The following is a 14,730-nucleotide window of genomic DNA, read 5'->3' as shown; positions in this document are numbered from 1 at the left end:
GGCTAAGCTCCCTGAAAGACAGACTTCAAATTACGGTTGCGCGTTTCCGCGGGTAAGCGCGCCGGGATGGCCCATGGCGGCCACGGCATCGACCAGCGCCTGCGGATCGTCGACACGGAAGGCGCCGCTGACCGGCACCGCGCCGGCGCGCGCATCCTTGAGCACGAGCGGCCGGGCGAGATAGCGGTTGAACCGCGCCACCAGGCTGGCCAGCGGCTCGGCATCGGCGGCGATCATGCCGTCCTGCCAGGCGGGCGTGCCGGCGGGATCGGCCCGGCCCAGCCGGGCCACGTTGCCGCGCAGGGTCAGCCGCTGGCCCGGGGCCAGGCGGCGCGGGGCAAGGCCCGGTGCAGACACGTCCACCGCGCCTTCCAGCAGAGTGACAGTGGCCGTATCGCCATCGCGGCCCACGTCGAACACCGTGCCGATATCGGTCACGGCCATGGTGCCGGCCGTAACGCGGAACGGCCGCGCGCCATCATGGGCCACGCGAAAGAACGCGCGCCCCTGCGCCAGCACGGCGCTGCGCCGCGTGGCATTCTCGCCCAGCAGCACGCGGGTGTGCGCATCGAGCGTGATCTGGCTACCATCGGCCAGGGCCACGGTGCGCGGGCCGGCGGCGCCGTTTTCCAGGGTGCGCATGGCCAGTTGCGGCGCGCCGGGCGTGGCGGTGGGGGCACTGCCCGATCGCACCGCCAGCACCGTGCCCACGCCCACGGCCAGGGCGCCCAGCGCGGCTGCGGCGGCCAGCCAGGGCCGACGCTGCCCTTGCCCCTGGTGCGTGCCCGGCGCGCTGCGGGCGAGGGCGGCCGCGCGCATCGCGGCGATCTCCTCGCTGTCGGCGGCGTGTTCAAGCCGGGCCCACAGCGCTTCCACTTCGGCCAGCGCGGCCTGGGTTTTTGCATCGGCTGGCACGGGCACCGGCCGGCCACTTTGCCGCGCGGCGAAATGGGCGATCGCCGCTTCGCGTGCGCTGCGCTCTGCGCCTTCCTCCGCGCCGCTCTGGTCCGCGCTCATTCCTCGATCTCCAGCAACAGGCGCAGGGCCTTCATGATATGCTTTTCCACCGAACTCACCGAAATGCCCATGCGGCGAGCGATGTCGGCATAGGCCAGGCCTTCGAAACGGTGCAGCACGAAAACATCGCGCGTGCGTTCGGGCATGGTCGAAAGCCGGTGCATGATGACGGTAAGCGCCTCCTTACCTTCCAAGACGCGTTCCGGCGTGATCCACTCAACGGGATGATCATTTTCTTCCAGGCGATGGTGCGCATCCTCGTGGCGCACGCCGGCGCGGCGCGCGCGATCGTGCACCACGCTGCTGGCGGCGGTGAACAAGTAGGCCCGCGGATTGGCCACCTCTCCGCTGTCGAGCCGTTCGTGCGCGCGCAGCCAGACGTCCTGCACGGCATCGTCCACATCGGCCGGATTGCGCAGCCGCCGCCCCAGCCAGGCGCGCAAGGCACGGCGATGGCGTTCGAACCCGGAAACGGGTCCGTCGCCGGCCGGGGGGCTGATCCGTTTGGATGACATGGGTGTGAACGCTAGCCAACACGCGCCCTCTTTGGCAAGCTACCGGGCAATGAGGGAAAATTCGGGCGCTGATCGGTGCCGGCCGGCCTGTGGCACACAGGGGCGGGCCGGCCTGTTGCTGGCCGTGGCCGTGATGGCCCTGGCCGGCACGCCTGCGCTTGCCCAAGGCCGGCCGGCGCTGCCCCCGCCGCAGCGCCTGCCACCCGCGCCGCTGGCCGATGCCTTGCGCGCCGTGGGCCTGGCCACCGGCACCACCATCGTCTTTGCCCCGCAGACCGTGGCCGGGCGCCGCGCCGGCGCGGTGACTCTGTCGGGTGACGCGGCCACGATCGTGCGGCGTTTGCTGGCGGGCAGCGGGCTCATGCTGCGGCGCAATGGCCCACGCAGCCTGCTGGTGCTGCCCGCGCCCGCGGCATCAAGCCCAGGCGATGGGGCGCCCGCGCCGCTGCCGGCCCTGGCCATGGGGGACATCATGGTCACCGCGCTGCGCCGGCCCACGTTGCTGGCCGATACCCCGATCAGCATGGTGGCCCTGCGCGGCGAAGACCTGGGGCATGACCAGGCCACGTCGCTGGCGGGATTGGCGCGGCTGGCGCCCAGCCTGGTGGTCACGTCATCGGGTACCGGCTTCAACCGGCTGAGCCTGCGCGGCGCCTATGCCGCGGGCGAAGCGACCGTGGCGCTCTATTACGGCAACGTGCCGGTGGCGGGGCCGGGCGGTTCGACCAGCGATCCGGGGATGATGACGCCCGATCTGGTGCTGGCCGACGTGGAACGGGTGGAAGTGCTGCGCGGGCCGCAGGGCACGCTCTATGGCACCAGCTCGCTGGCGGGCACGGTGCGCGTGCTGTTTCGCGGCGCGCAGCTTGATCAGCGCACCCTGGCGCTGGAAAGTGGCGCGACGCTTACCCACGGCGGCGCGCCCGGCGCCAGCGTCACGGCCACGGTGAACCTGCCACTGGTGCCGGGGCGGCTGGCCCTGCGCGCGGTGGGCTGGCGCGAATACCAGGGCGGGGTGGTCGATTTCCCGCGCCTGGGCCTGGTCAATACCGACGACCAGTTGCGCGAGGGCGGGCGCCTGGCGCTGCGCTGGCAGATCGCGCCCGATTGGCGGGCAGACCTGGCCGGCGTGTGGCAGCGCAGCCGCATCGGCAATACCCACAGCACCACCGCCGGCGCCGTGCCCAACCAGTCGCAGGGCCAGGTGATCGTGCCGTTCTACGATACCTTTGCCATGGGCTCGCTCGATCTGCATGGGGCCATCGGCGGGGTGGGCGTGGATGCCACCGTGGCGCGATCGTGGTGGCGGCCCCACCGCTTCTGGGATTTCACGCAAAGCCAGCTCAACCACCTCAACGATGGCGTTGCCTGTGCCGCGTGGGTGAATGCGGGGGCCTGCACCACCACGCAGATGGCGGGCTTCAACCGCTATTTGCTGGCCAGCAGCCCGTCCCTGGTGGCCCAGCCCCTGGCCGTGGATATCGCCAGTGCCGAACTGCGCCTTTCGGGGGAAGGGCGGCTGACCTGGACGGCTGGGGTGTTTGCCAGCCGGCGCACCGACGATGGGCAAAGCAGCAGCCTGCCGGTGAGCGCGGCCACCGGGCTGGTCCTGCCTGGCACGGTGGCGGTATCGCACCGCAGCTTTGCCAGCGCGCTTTCCGAATATGCCCTGTTCGGCGATGGCAGTTGGCGCGTGCTGCCCTGGCTGACCGTGTCGAGCGGGCTGCGCTATTTCCACTATGTGCGCGATACGCAAGGCGTGGTCAGCCTGGCCAATCCCTTCATCGGTCCGTTCGGCCCGTCGGCGCTGAGCATGGCCTATCGCGCGCACGGGCTGGTGGGCCGCGCGCGGATCGAGGCGCGGCCCATGGCGGGCCTGCTGATCTATGGCCAGGTGTCCAACGGTTTTCGCCCCGGCGGCATCAACGTGGTGCCAGGGCTGCCGGAAAACCTGGCGACCTACCACGACGATCGCCTGGAGAGCCTGGAGATCGGCACGCGTCTGGCCCCGGCCCACCGCGCCTGGCATTTTGACCTGACCGGCTTTCGCCAGCGCTGGTCCAACATGCAATATGCCGCCGCCTCAAGCGACGGCAGCTATGCCTTCATCACCAATATCGGCGCGGCGCGGATCAACGGGGTGGAACTGGCCGCCGGCGGTGCGCTGGCAGGTGGCTGGCGCGCCAAGGTGCAGGGCACGTTCACCGATGCACGGCTGGTCTATGACCAGGTTTCGGGCACGGTGACCACCGATGGCCGCGCGGGCGAGCGGCTGCCCTATGTGGCGCCCTGGGCCGCCAGCGTGGAGCTGCGCCGGCAATGGGCCCTGGGCAATGCCTGGCTGGGCGGCGGCTGGGCGGGCGATGCTGGCCTGTTCGTGCACTATGCCGGCCAGGCCTACAGTGCGTTTCGCGCCAGCACGGCGTTCAACCGCCTGGCGCTGGGCGGCTTTGCCACGCTGGACGCTGACTTTGCCTTGCTGCGCGGGCCATGGCGGGCGGGCCTGTTCGTGCAGAACCTGGCCGACGGGCGGGGCCGTGTCTGGGCCGGCACGATCGGCGGCACCGACCTGGTCACTTATCAGCGCCCGCGCACCATCGGCCTCACGCTGCGCAGCGAATTTCACTGACCGTATTTCACTGGCAGGAAAAAAATGTGCCCGTCCGATGAGGGGCCGCGCCGTCCCCGCGTCTAGCCAAGCAGGGGGCCGGACAACGATGCGCCACGGGAAGCGGCATCGCGGCAAACCCTGAACCAAGGACAGGGAGTTACCATGAGCAAAGCCATTCTGGCCGTTTCCGGCCTGATCACTGCGCACGTCTTGCTGGCAGGCACCGCCTTTGCCGCAGATAGCGCGCAACCCGCGCCAGCCGTTCCGGCAGAGGAAGCCCCCTCCACGGGCAATGACATCGTGGTCACCGCGCTGCATCGCACGTCCACCGTGCAGACCACGCCGCTCAGCATCGTGGCAATTTCCGGCGATGGCCTGGCCAAGACCGGCGCCACCCAGCTTAACGACTATTTCCGCCAGATCCCCAACCTCAACGTGACGAGCGGCGTGGCCGGATCGAACCGCATCTCGATCCGTGGCGTCAATGCGGCGGGCGAAGCGACGGTGGGCCTCTATTACGATGAAACCCCGGTCACTGGCCCATCGGGCACGACGCAGGATTCGGGCGCTGTTGCCGCCGATCTCAACTTGTTCGACGTGGAGCGCGTGGAAGTGCTGCGCGGGCCGCAGGGCACGCTCTATGGCGCCAGTTCGATGGCCGGCACGCTGCGCGTGATTTTCCACAAGCCCGATTACGACAAGGTGGAAGCGGGCGGCGAAACCCAGGTGACCACCACCGAAGGCGGATCGGCCGGCTATTTCCTGCGCGGCATGGTCAACCTGCCGGTGGTGACCGACAAGCTGGCCGTGCGCGTGGTTGGCTATGGCGAGCGCAAGCCGGGCTGGATCGACAATGTCACCTATGGCACGCAGAACATCAACCGCTCCAGCAACTGGGGCGCGCGCGGCATCATCGGTTTCAAGCCCGATGAACTGACCACGATCACGGCCACGGCAAGCTATCAGAAAAGCGACGCGCGCGATCAGCAGGGCTGGTATCCCAGCGTGGGCCGCTACAAGACCAATTCCACCGCGCAGCTGCCATTCCACACCGAAATGCAGCTCTACAATCTCAAGGCCGATCGCGACCTTGGCTTTGCCACGCTGACCGGCACGGCCAGCTACTACAACTACAACTATATCCGCACGGTCGATTTCACCCCCTCGGTGGCCGCCTATGCCAATTCCACCGCGCAGTGCGCCCGCGCGCAGGGCGGCACGGCCTGCACCACCGACCAGTTCGCCGCCTATCGCGCCACGGGCCTCGCGCTCTTGCCGGCGGTGGGCTATCAGCCGGCCTGGGTCCATTCGCAGAACTATGAAGCGCGGCTGGCGTCCAATGCGGCGCAGATGCCAGCCTGGCTGGAATGGACGGTCGGGGTCTATTACGAAAAGCGCAACGACCACATCGACAGCAACGTGATCAGCGAAAGCGCGGCCGACGGATCGATCACCCTGCCGATCACCCCGCTGGTCTATCGCTATGTCGAGACGCGCTCGCGCCAGGTGGCCGGATTCGGCGAAGTTTCGATCAAGCCGCTGCCTGGGCTGACCATCACCGGTGGCCTGCGCTATTACGATTACAGCAAGACCACCAGCGGCCAGTCCTATATCACCAACTATTACACCGGTACGTCTGCCGCGCCCTATAGCGCCGCCACGACCAAGGCCAACGGCTGGCTGGAAAAGTTCAACGTGAACTATCGCATCACCCCGCGCGTGATGGTCTATGCCAGCGCTTCGAAGGGATTCCGTCCCGGCGGGGCCAACAACATCCCCGGCCTTGCCGCCAACCTGGTTTCCTACAAGCCCGACAGCCTGTGGAACTATGAAGTGGGCCTGAAATCGAGCTGGCTGGGCGACAAGCTGGTGCTCAACGGCGCGGTGTTCGATGTCGAATGGAGCAACATGCAAAGCTCGGCTCGCACCGCCGACGGGCTCTATGCCTTCCTCACCAACGCCGGCCACGCGCGCATTCGCGGGCTGGAAGTTGACCTGACCACGCGCCCGTTGCGGGGCCTCACGCTGAACGGTGCGCTGGGCTATGTCGATGCGCACCTGACGCAGGACCAGTCTTCCTCGGCCGTGCTGATCACCGCGTCTACCGGCAAGGCGGGCGATCCGATCCCCAATACCCCCGATCTCACCGCGTCGGCTTCGGCCAGCTATAGCTGGGCGCTCAATTCGCGGTTCGACGGGCTGGTGCGCGCCGATGGTGCCTATACCGGGCATCAGGAAGGCACGTTCCGCCCGACCGATCCCTATCACACCTCCTACGGCAACTATGCCACGGCCAACTTGCGCGTGGGGGTGGAGAACCCGCAGATGGGCATCTACGTGTTCTGCAACAATCTGACCGACACCACCGGCGCGATCGCGGTGAGCAGTGGCTATGGCTATTCCAACCTGACTTATTCGATCCAGCCGCGCACCTGGGGCCTCAACGCCCGCTTCAGCCTGTAAGGAAAGGAAAGACCATGCCTTGGTTTGCCAAGCCGGCCATGGGCCTGGCCCTGGCGGCAGCAGCGCTGCCCCATGCCGCCCATGCCGCGCCGCTCGATCCCGCCGCCGCGCGCGGCGCGATCGATGCCCAGCTCGACAAGATCTATCCCGCGCTCGATGCGCTCTACAAGGATATCCACCAGCATCCCGAGGTGGGGTTCCAGGAAACCCGCACCGCCGCGTTGCTGGCCGCACGGATGCGCCAGATCGGCTTTACCGTGACCGAGCACGTCGGCCAGACCGGCGTGGTGGCGGTCTATCGCAACGGCGATGGCCCGGTGGTTCTGGTGCGGACCGAGCTGGACGGCCTGCCGCTGGAGGAAAAGACCGGGCTGCCTTATGCCAGCCATTACCAGCAGACCATCGATGGTAAGCTGACGCCGACCGATCACGCCTGCGGGCACGACAGCCACATGGCCTGGTGGGTTGGCACCGCGCAGACCCTGCTGGCCATGAAGGACAAGTGGCACGGCACGCTGGTGTTCATCGGCCAGCCGGCCGAGGAAAAGGTGGGCGGGGCCAAGGCGATGCTGGCCGATGGCCTGTTCACCCGCTTTCCCAAGCCCGACTATGCCTTTGCCGCCCATGTCACGCCCGATGTGGCGGGGCATGTGGTGATCAAGCAGGGCGCGGTGAGTTCGGCCGCCGATGCCGTGGTCGTCACGTTCCACGGCCTGGGCGCGCATGGGTCGATGCCCGACAAGGGGATCGATCCGATCGTGATGGGCGCGCATTTCGTGGATGACGTGCAGACCGAGATCAGCCGGCAGAAAGACCCGCAGAAATTCGGGGTGATCACGGTGGGCGCCTTCAACGCCGGCTATGCGCCCAACATCATCCCCGACACTGCCGTGCTCAAGCTGACGCTGCGATCCTATGATGCCGATGTGCGGCAATTGCTGCTCGATGGCGTGGGCACCACCGCGCGCGCCGTGGCGACCATGGCCCGCGCCAGCGCGCCCGATGTGGAGCATACCGAGGGGACGGCATCGGTGATCAACGATCCGGCGCTTTCGGCCAAGCTTGCCGGCGTGCTGAAAACCGCGCTGGGCGACAGCCGCGTGGCGCTGGTGCCGGTGGCAATGCCGGGCGGCACGGCGAGCGAGGACTATTCCGAATTCGTCAACGCCGGGGTCAGCCAGTCGGTGTTCTTCGGCGTGGGCGGCAGCGACCCGGCGATGCTGGCCCGGCTCAAGGCCGAAGGAAAGCCCGTGCCGGTCAACCATTCGCCGTTCTTTGCCCCCCAGCCCGAACCGGCGATCCGCGCCGGGGTGGAAACGCTGGTGCTGGCGGTGCTGGGCGTGGCGGGGAACTGATTTTCCGCCACGCCGGCTGGACGGTCACCGCCCGAAAAAGGTGGGGCCGTCCAGTGTGAACTTGAAGCCGAAGACCAGCGCATTGTCGGTGTTGGTGCGATTGAACGGCGCGCCGGTGTTGTCCGGGTGCAGGATATATTGCACGTTGGGCGAAACGCGCAGGCCCGGCACCACATCGGCGCCATAGGCGAGTTCCATCATCACCTGGTGGCGATGCACGTTGTCTTCGCCGCCGACGGCCAGGCGCGCGGCGCGCATGCGCGCCATGGCCAGGTCGGAAAAGCGCTGGTCGTTGATCATGAAGCCCAGCGTATCGCTGTCGCGGCCCTTGAACGTGCCGGTCTGCACCACGCCGAAATCGAAATAGCGGCTTTCTTCCACCTGGCCCGAAAGATTGGTCATCGCCACGCCGAAGATCGAGAGGCCGCGCTTGCTCGTGGGATCCGGCCGGGTCAATTGCTGGTCGAACCGCACATAGATGCCGCTGCGGCCGTGCAGGGTGCGCGCCGGGCGGCCGGTGAGAATGGCGATGCCGCCCTGATCGTCGCGCAGCGGGTCGCTGTAATCGGCACGGTCGAACCAGCCGCCCAGGATATAGTGGCCGGGCAGGCGGGTTTCGCGCTTGTCATCGCCATAGCCCAGTTCCCACGGCACGATCACCCCGGTGCGGTTGGCCGAAGAGAAGTTGAAGCCATCGTCGTTCCAGCGCTTGCGATCGGGGTTCACTTCATAGACCCCGGCATGGGCGAACCAGCGCGGCGCGAGCGCGAGCTTGGCCTGGGCCATCCAGCTTGACGCGGGGAAATAGGTGAAGTTGCTGTTCTTGAACACGAAAGTGGGGTTGCCGCAGGTCGAATTGCTTTGGAACAGGCAATAGAGCGGCGAATTGAGGAAGTGGATGTTGGCCTGGCTGCGACCGGCCTCGATCACCAGGCGGTCATTGAGCAGCTTCTGCTCCCATGTGAGGATCGCCAGGTGGGTGTTTTGCGTGCCCCACACTTCCTGGACCGAGGTGTTGTTGCCCAACGCGATGTTCGACAGGCTCTTGCCGTGGCGGTTGGTCACGGCAAAGTGGATCGTCGCGCCGGGAATGCCGACGATGCGATCCATGTCGAAATCGGCGCCGAGATAGACCTGGCCGGTATAGGCGCTCTTGCGCGCCAGGCCGCCCGAAACGTTGCCAGCCGCTTCGCCGGTATAGCTATAGGCCAGGGTAATGCCCTGGTCGGCCAGCGGCTGCGCCAGGTTGGGCGCGGGTTGGCTTTTCGCGGTGGCGGGCAGTGTGGGCGGCGGCGGTGCCTCATCGGCCAGCGCCGGGGCGGCCGAGGCGAGGAGAGCGGGCAGCACGATAGCGAGGGCGCCTGCGCGGCAGGCACCAGAAGGCAGGGCGGGCATGGGACGAGGCACTCCTTGCGGCCAGGGGCGGCCGCGCGAAAAAGAGGTCAGGCGGTGGTCGGAAGCGGGCGGCGCAGCAGCCCGGCCAAAAGCGCGGTGGTCAGCGTGCCTGCGGCAATCGCCAGGGCATAGGCGCCCAGATGCGTCACGGCGCCGGGGATCGGCAGCACGAACACCCCGCCGTGCGGCACGCGCAGTTCCACGCCCATCGCCATGGAAATGGCGCCGGCCAGCGCCGATCCGGCGACGAAGGCGGGGATCATGCGCAGCGGATCGCGCGCGGCAAAGGGAATGGCGCCTTCGGTGATGAAGGCCAGGCCAAGCACCGCCGTGGCACCGGCGCCATCGCGCTCTTCAGCGGAAAAGCGTTTGCGGAACAGCACGGTGGCGAGCGCGATGCCGAGCGGCGGGGTCATCCCCGCGGCCATCGTCGCGGCCATCGGGGTGTAGACTTGGCTGGCGATCAGGCCGACGGAAAAGGCATAGCTGGCCTTGTTGACCGGCCCGCCCATGTCGAACGCCATCATCGCGCCCAGGATCAGGCCCAGGGCAATCGCGCTCGATCCCTGCATCCCGCGCAGCCATTCGGTAAGGAACGAGAGCACCGCCGCCACCGGCGTGCCGACTGCATAGACCATCAGCAGCCCGGTGATCAGCGTGCCGAGCAGCGGCAGGATCAGCATGGGCTTGAGCCCTGCGAGATTGCGCGGCAGGCGGATCGCGCGGTTCAGCGCTTCCACGCCATAGCCGGCGATGAAGCCCGCGACGATGCCGCCCAGGAAGCCGGCGCCCTGGCTGGCGGCGATCATCCCGCCGATCATGCCCGGCGCGATGCCCGGCCGATCGGCAATGGAATAGGCGATATAGCCGGCCAGCGCCGGCACGATCAGGGCAAAGCCGCCCTTGGCGCCGATTTCGAACAGGGTGTGCGCCAGCGTGCCGGCGGCGGCATCGTCATTGGCGTGAATGCCGCCCAGCGCAAAGGCCAGCGCAATCAGCAGACCGCCCGCCACCACGAAGGGCAGCATGAACGAAACGCCGGTCATCAGGTGCTTGTAGGGGCCGGTGCGTTCGGCCTTGGCCGGCGCGGCGCCAGCGGTTTCGCCGCCGGCCTGCACGCTGGCTTCGGCCAGGGCGCGGGTGATCAGCGCGGCGCCGCCGGTGATCGCGGGCTTGGTATTGCTGGCAAACACGCGCTTGCCGGCAAAGCGGGCGCGGTCCACTTCGCGGTCGGCGGCGATGATAACCACGTCGGCCTCGGCAATTTCCTGGGCCGTCAGCGGCGTGCCGGCGCCCACCGAGCCTTGCGTTTCCACGCGGATGGCATGGCCCAGTTCGGCCGCGCCCTGTTGCAGCCCTTCGGCCGCCATGAACGTGTGGGCAATGCCCGTGGGGCACGAGGTGATCGCCACCACGCGCACTTGCTGCGCAGCATTCGGCTGGGCGGAAAGCAGGGCCAGGGCGGCGGCGGGATCGGCCAGCACGGCATCGAGCGCCACCACATGCGCCGCTTGCGCGGCTTGGGGATGATCGACCGCGCCCACCAGCAGGGCCGGCGCGGCGGGTGCATCGCCCGCGCTTTCCAGTTGGACGTCGAGTTCCAGCCCGGCCTCGCGCGCGGCCTTGGCCAGGGCTTGCGCGGCCAGCACCGCCTCCACATCGCGCCCGGGCGCGGCGATCAGCACTTGGTGTTTCATCAGGCTCTATCCCAGGTTCTTTTTGGCGCGCGTCATGGGCGCGGGCCGGTGATCACGTCTTGCGCCAGGGCCAGCACGCTGGCCTTTTCCGGCAGGTTGGGCCCGGCCATGCCCAGCTTGGCCACGGCAAATGCCGTGGCCAGCCGCGCGGTTTCCGCCAGGCCCAGCCCGGCGACATGCGCGGCGGCCAGCCCCGCCACCATGGCATCGCCTGCGCCCACCGTGCTGGGAATGCCCAGTGGCCCGATCGGAGGCAGAGCCAGGCGCGCGTGCATCGCACCATCGCCATTGACGAACAGGGCGCCTTCGCTGCCCATCGACACGACCACCTGGTCAACCCCCCGCGCATGAAGCGCGCGGGCTGCGGCCAGCACGGCGGCGATATCGGGCAGGGGTTCGCCCGCCCAGGCCGCGAGTTCATCGCGGTTGGGCTTGATCACGTGGGGCAGCACCGGCGCGGCCAGCGCGCGCGCCAGCGGTTCGCCGCTGGCATCGAGCAACACATGCACGCCCGCATCGCGCAGCCGCGCCACTTGGCCGGCATAGCAGGCTGGCGGGCAGCCGGGGGGGAGACTGCCCGCCAGCACCGCCATGTCCCCGGCGGCGGCCATATCGGCCAGCCCATCGAGCACGGCGGCAAGGGTTTCGTCGGTCACGGCCAGGCCATCGAGGTTGATGTCGGTCGTGCCGGCGCTATCCACCAGCTTGAGGTTGACGCGCGTGGCGCCGTCCACCCGCACCATGGCATCGGTGATCGGCTTGGCGGCAAACAGCGCTTCGAACGGGGCGGCATTGTCGCGGCCCAGCAAGCCATGCGCCGAAACCGCTACGCCCCAATCGGCCAGGCAACTGGCCACGTTGATGCCCTTGCCCCCGGCATTCTGGCGCACGGCGCGGGCGCGGTGGACCTGGCCGGGCACGAGCGTATCAAGCGTGATCGTCTCGTCGATCGCGGGGTTGAGCGTAAGTGTATGGACGCGCATCAGGCGGCTCTTTCATCCAGGGCAGGGGCATCCAGCGCGCGCACTTGCGCGGCGCCGGGCTGGGCCAGCGCGCGGCGGGCGAGGTCTTGCAGATCGGGCAGGTTGGCGGCGCGCAGCCGCGCCTTCACGGCGGGAATGTCGCGGGGGGTCATCGAAAGCTCGGTTACGCCAAGCCCGGTGAGCAGCGCCGCGCCGAACGGATCGCCGGCCAATCCGCCGCACACCCCCACCCAGCGGCCATGCGCCGCCGCGCCTTCCACGGTCAGCGCGATCAGGCGCAGCACGGCGGGGTGCAGGCTGTCGGCCTCGGCCGCCAGTTCGGGGTTCTGGCGGTCGATCGCCAGGGTATATTGCGTGAGGTCGTTGGTGCCGATCGAAAAGAAATCGGCATGCTGCGCCAGGGCATGGGCCTGCACCGCAGCGGCGGGCACTTCGATCATGATGCCGATCGGCACCGCCGGTGCATCCAGCTCGGCACGGATTTCCTCGCACCGCGCGCGCAGGCGCTCCAATTCCCAGGCAGAAGTGATCATCGGGAACATGATCGACAAGTCCCCGCCGTGCTTTGCTGCGCGGTAGAGCGCGCGCAATTGCGGATCGAGCAAGTCGGGCCGGCGCAGCAGCAGCCGCGCGCCGCGCACGCCCAGGAACGGGTTTTCTTCCGTTGGCAGGTCCAAGTGCGGCACTTGCTTGTCGCCCCCGATATCGAGCGCGCGCACGATCAGCGGGCGGTCACCCAACGCTGCGATCATCGCGCGGTAGATCGCTTCCTGCTCGTCCTCGCTGGGCGTGTCGCCCCGTTCCAGGAACAGGAATTCGGTGCGCATCAGGCCCACGCCTTCGGCACCTTCGGCGAGGGCAAAGGGCACCGAATCCGGGCGGTTGACGTTGGCGGCAATGGCCACCTGGTGCCCATCGGTGGTCACCGCCGGGCGGCTGCGTTCGGCCTCCTGCGCCTGGCGGCGGGCGGCGATGCGATCGATCCAGGCTTGCGCGCTGGTCAGGTCGGCCGGCGTGGGATCGAGCCACACGCGCCCCGCATCACCATCGACGATGACTTTGGTTTGTGCGCCCAGCGCCAGCAGGTCCTGGCCCACCGCCACCACCGAGGGCAGCCCCAGCGTGCGCGCCAGGATCGCGCTGTGCGACGTCGGCCCGCCCAGCGCCGTGGCAATGCCGGCAACCTTTTCGGGATCGAGCGTTGCCGTATCGGACGGGGAAAGGTCTGCCGCCACCAGGATGCACGAACCCTCGGGCAGCGTATCGATCGAACCGGTCGCGAGGGCGGGATCGAGCGCGGCCAGCACGCGGCGGCCCACATCGTGCAAGTCTGCCGCGCGGGCGGCCAGCACCGGATTGCCCAGCGCGGAAAGCTGCCCGGCAATGCGGCTGACGGCCTGGTGCCATGACCAGGCCACGCCATGCCCTTCGACCATCAGCTGGCACGTGAGGGTGATGAGGTCGGTGTCGTCAAGCAGGTCCGCCTGTGCTTTGAAGATCGCGGCATCGCTGGCGCCCAGGCGGCGGGTGGTATCGTCGATCAGCGCGGTCATCTGCGCGCGGGTGCGGCGCAGCGCGTCGTCGAGCATGGCGCCACCCCGGCCCAGGTCCACCGGCTCGTCGGGCACGGAAAGCTCGGCCGCGGCCACGACATGGACCGTGCCGATGGCGAGGCCCGGGCTGGCGGCCACGCCGGCCAGCATGGTGAGCGCCGTTTCCGGCTGCCAGCCGCGCCCGGTGGTCTGCGCGGCGGCGGCCACCTTGGCGGCGGCACGCGCGGCATCTTCCTTCTCGCGCGCGGTCAGACGGCGCACGGCGGCAAGGAACTGGTCCACCGCCGCGCGGCCCTGCGGCCCATCGGCGGAAATGGTGACGGTGTCGCCGCACTTGAGGCCCAGTTGCAGCAGCGACACCAGGCTCTTGGGATCGGCGCTATCGGCCCCGTGGCGCACGCGCAAGGCCGCCGGCGCGGCGCGCGCTGCCTCCATCCATGCCGATGCGGGGCGCGCGTGAAGTCCGGCGGGATAGTCCACGGTCCACTGCGCCGCATGGGCCAGATCGGCCACCGGAGCCTGCGCGGCAGGCGCGGCGCTATCTTCGCCCAGCGCGGCGGCAATGGCGTGGGGGTCGTCGCTCGCCACCAGCGCGGAAAGGCGTGGCTCGTCTTGGATCAGGCGCGTCAGCCGGCGCAGGATGGCGATGTGGCTGTCGGAATTGGCGGCAATGCCCACGACCAGATGCGCCGTCTGGCCGGGGTTCCATTCCACCCCGTCGCGCAGTTGCAGCACGGCGATGCCGTCGCGGCGCACCAGCCCCTTGTCTTCGCCCAGGCCATGGGGGATCGCCACGCCCGCGCCCAGAAACGTGTTGGCCACGCCCTCGCGCCGCACCATCGAATCTTCATACCCCGGCGCAACGCAGCCCGCGGCCACCAGCATCTGGCCCACCTGGCGAATCGCGTCTTCCTTGCTGCCGGCCTGCGCACCGATGCGCACGAGAGCCGCCTCTTCGGGCAAAATCGCGGGGTTGGGCAGCATTTCGGGCCTCTCTCCAGGGGTGCTTGCCGGCGGGCTTGGGCCGCCGCTGTGCCTTCAGAAAACGTTTTCTCATGAATTTTGTCAAGAGGCTTGCGCAAATGGGGGGATTGCGGCCATGTTTGTGCGAAGAACAGGCCAATCGGCCGGGGAGTTGGAG

At 68.6% G+C, this 14,730-nt stretch carries 9 protein-coding genes; 3 read left to right on the top strand and 6 right to left on the bottom strand.

Annotated elements, in window-relative coordinates; genetic code table 11:
• Positions 1-30 precede the first annotated feature (30 nt).
• Both R9J51_RS20515 and R9J51_RS20510 read right to left on the bottom strand, forming a co-directional pair.
• Positions 31-1,017, bottom strand: a complete 987-nt coding sequence (locus tag R9J51_RS20515; RefSeq protein ID WP_179562736.1) for a FecR domain-containing protein — start codon at positions 1,015-1,017, stop codon at positions 31-33.
• Entirely contained in the window at positions 1,014-1,532 is a 519-nt protein-coding gene (locus R9J51_RS20510; protein ID WP_168557505.1) for an RNA polymerase sigma factor, read from the bottom strand. Before R9J51_RS20510 ends, R9J51_RS20515 begins: the two co-directional genes overlap by 4 nt.
• 124 nt (positions 1,533-1,656) lie before the next feature.
• Between R9J51_RS20510 and R9J51_RS20505 the strand changes: the two genes are divergently transcribed.
• The 3 genes from R9J51_RS20505 (at position 1,657) to R9J51_RS20495 (ending at position 7,961) form a co-directional block, all read left to right on the top strand.
• Entirely contained in the window at positions 1,657-4,161 is a 2,505-nt protein-coding gene (locus R9J51_RS20505) for a TonB-dependent receptor (RefSeq protein ID WP_179562738.1), read from the top strand.
• A gap of 144 nt (positions 4,162-4,305) precedes the next feature.
• Positions 4,306-6,606: a TonB-dependent receptor domain-containing protein gene (locus tag R9J51_RS20500; RefSeq protein WP_179562740.1), complete on the top strand. Its 2,301-nt coding sequence runs from the start codon at positions 4,306-4,308 to the stop codon at positions 6,604-6,606.
• 14 nt (positions 6,607-6,620) lie between these two features.
• Complete coding sequence (locus tag R9J51_RS20495; protein WP_432788062.1) at positions 6,621-7,961, top strand: amidohydrolase; 1,341 nt, start codon at positions 6,621-6,623, stop codon at positions 7,959-7,961.
• Positions 7,962-7,985: 24 nt separating this feature from the next.
• On the opposite strand, the gene R9J51_RS20490 is transcribed toward R9J51_RS20495, so the two are convergent.
• Genes R9J51_RS20490 through ptsP form a run of 4 tightly spaced genes read right to left on the bottom strand, consistent with a single transcriptional unit; the run spans position 7,986 to position 14,573 of the window.
• Positions 7,986-9,356, bottom strand: a complete 1,371-nt coding sequence (locus R9J51_RS20490; protein ID WP_179562742.1) for a carbohydrate porin — start codon at positions 9,354-9,356, stop codon at positions 7,986-7,988.
• A 47-nt stretch (positions 9,357-9,403) separates the two neighbouring features.
• Entirely contained in the window at positions 9,404-11,056 is a 1,653-nt protein-coding gene (locus tag R9J51_RS20485; RefSeq protein WP_432788078.1) for a PTS fructose transporter subunit IIC, read from the bottom strand.
• 29 nt (positions 11,057-11,085) lie between these two features.
• The gene (gene pfkB / locus R9J51_RS20480; protein WP_179562746.1) at positions 11,086-12,036 is read right to left on the bottom strand and encodes a 1-phosphofructokinase; all 951 of its coding nucleotides are present in this window, start codon (positions 12,034-12,036) and stop codon (positions 11,086-11,088) included.
• Positions 12,036-14,573, bottom strand: a complete 2,538-nt coding sequence (gene ptsP, locus R9J51_RS20475; RefSeq protein ID WP_179562748.1) for a phosphoenolpyruvate--protein phosphotransferase — start codon at positions 14,571-14,573, stop codon at positions 12,036-12,038. Before ptsP ends, pfkB begins: the two co-directional genes overlap by 1 nt.
• Positions 14,574-14,730: the final 157 nt, after the last annotated feature.

It is taken from the genome of Novosphingobium rhizosphaerae (assembly GCF_050920675.1).
GTDB classification, from domain to species: Bacteria; Pseudomonadota; Alphaproteobacteria; order Sphingomonadales; family Sphingomonadaceae; genus Novosphingobium; species Novosphingobium rhizosphaerae.
This window is presented reverse-complemented; position numbering and strand designations above follow the sequence as displayed.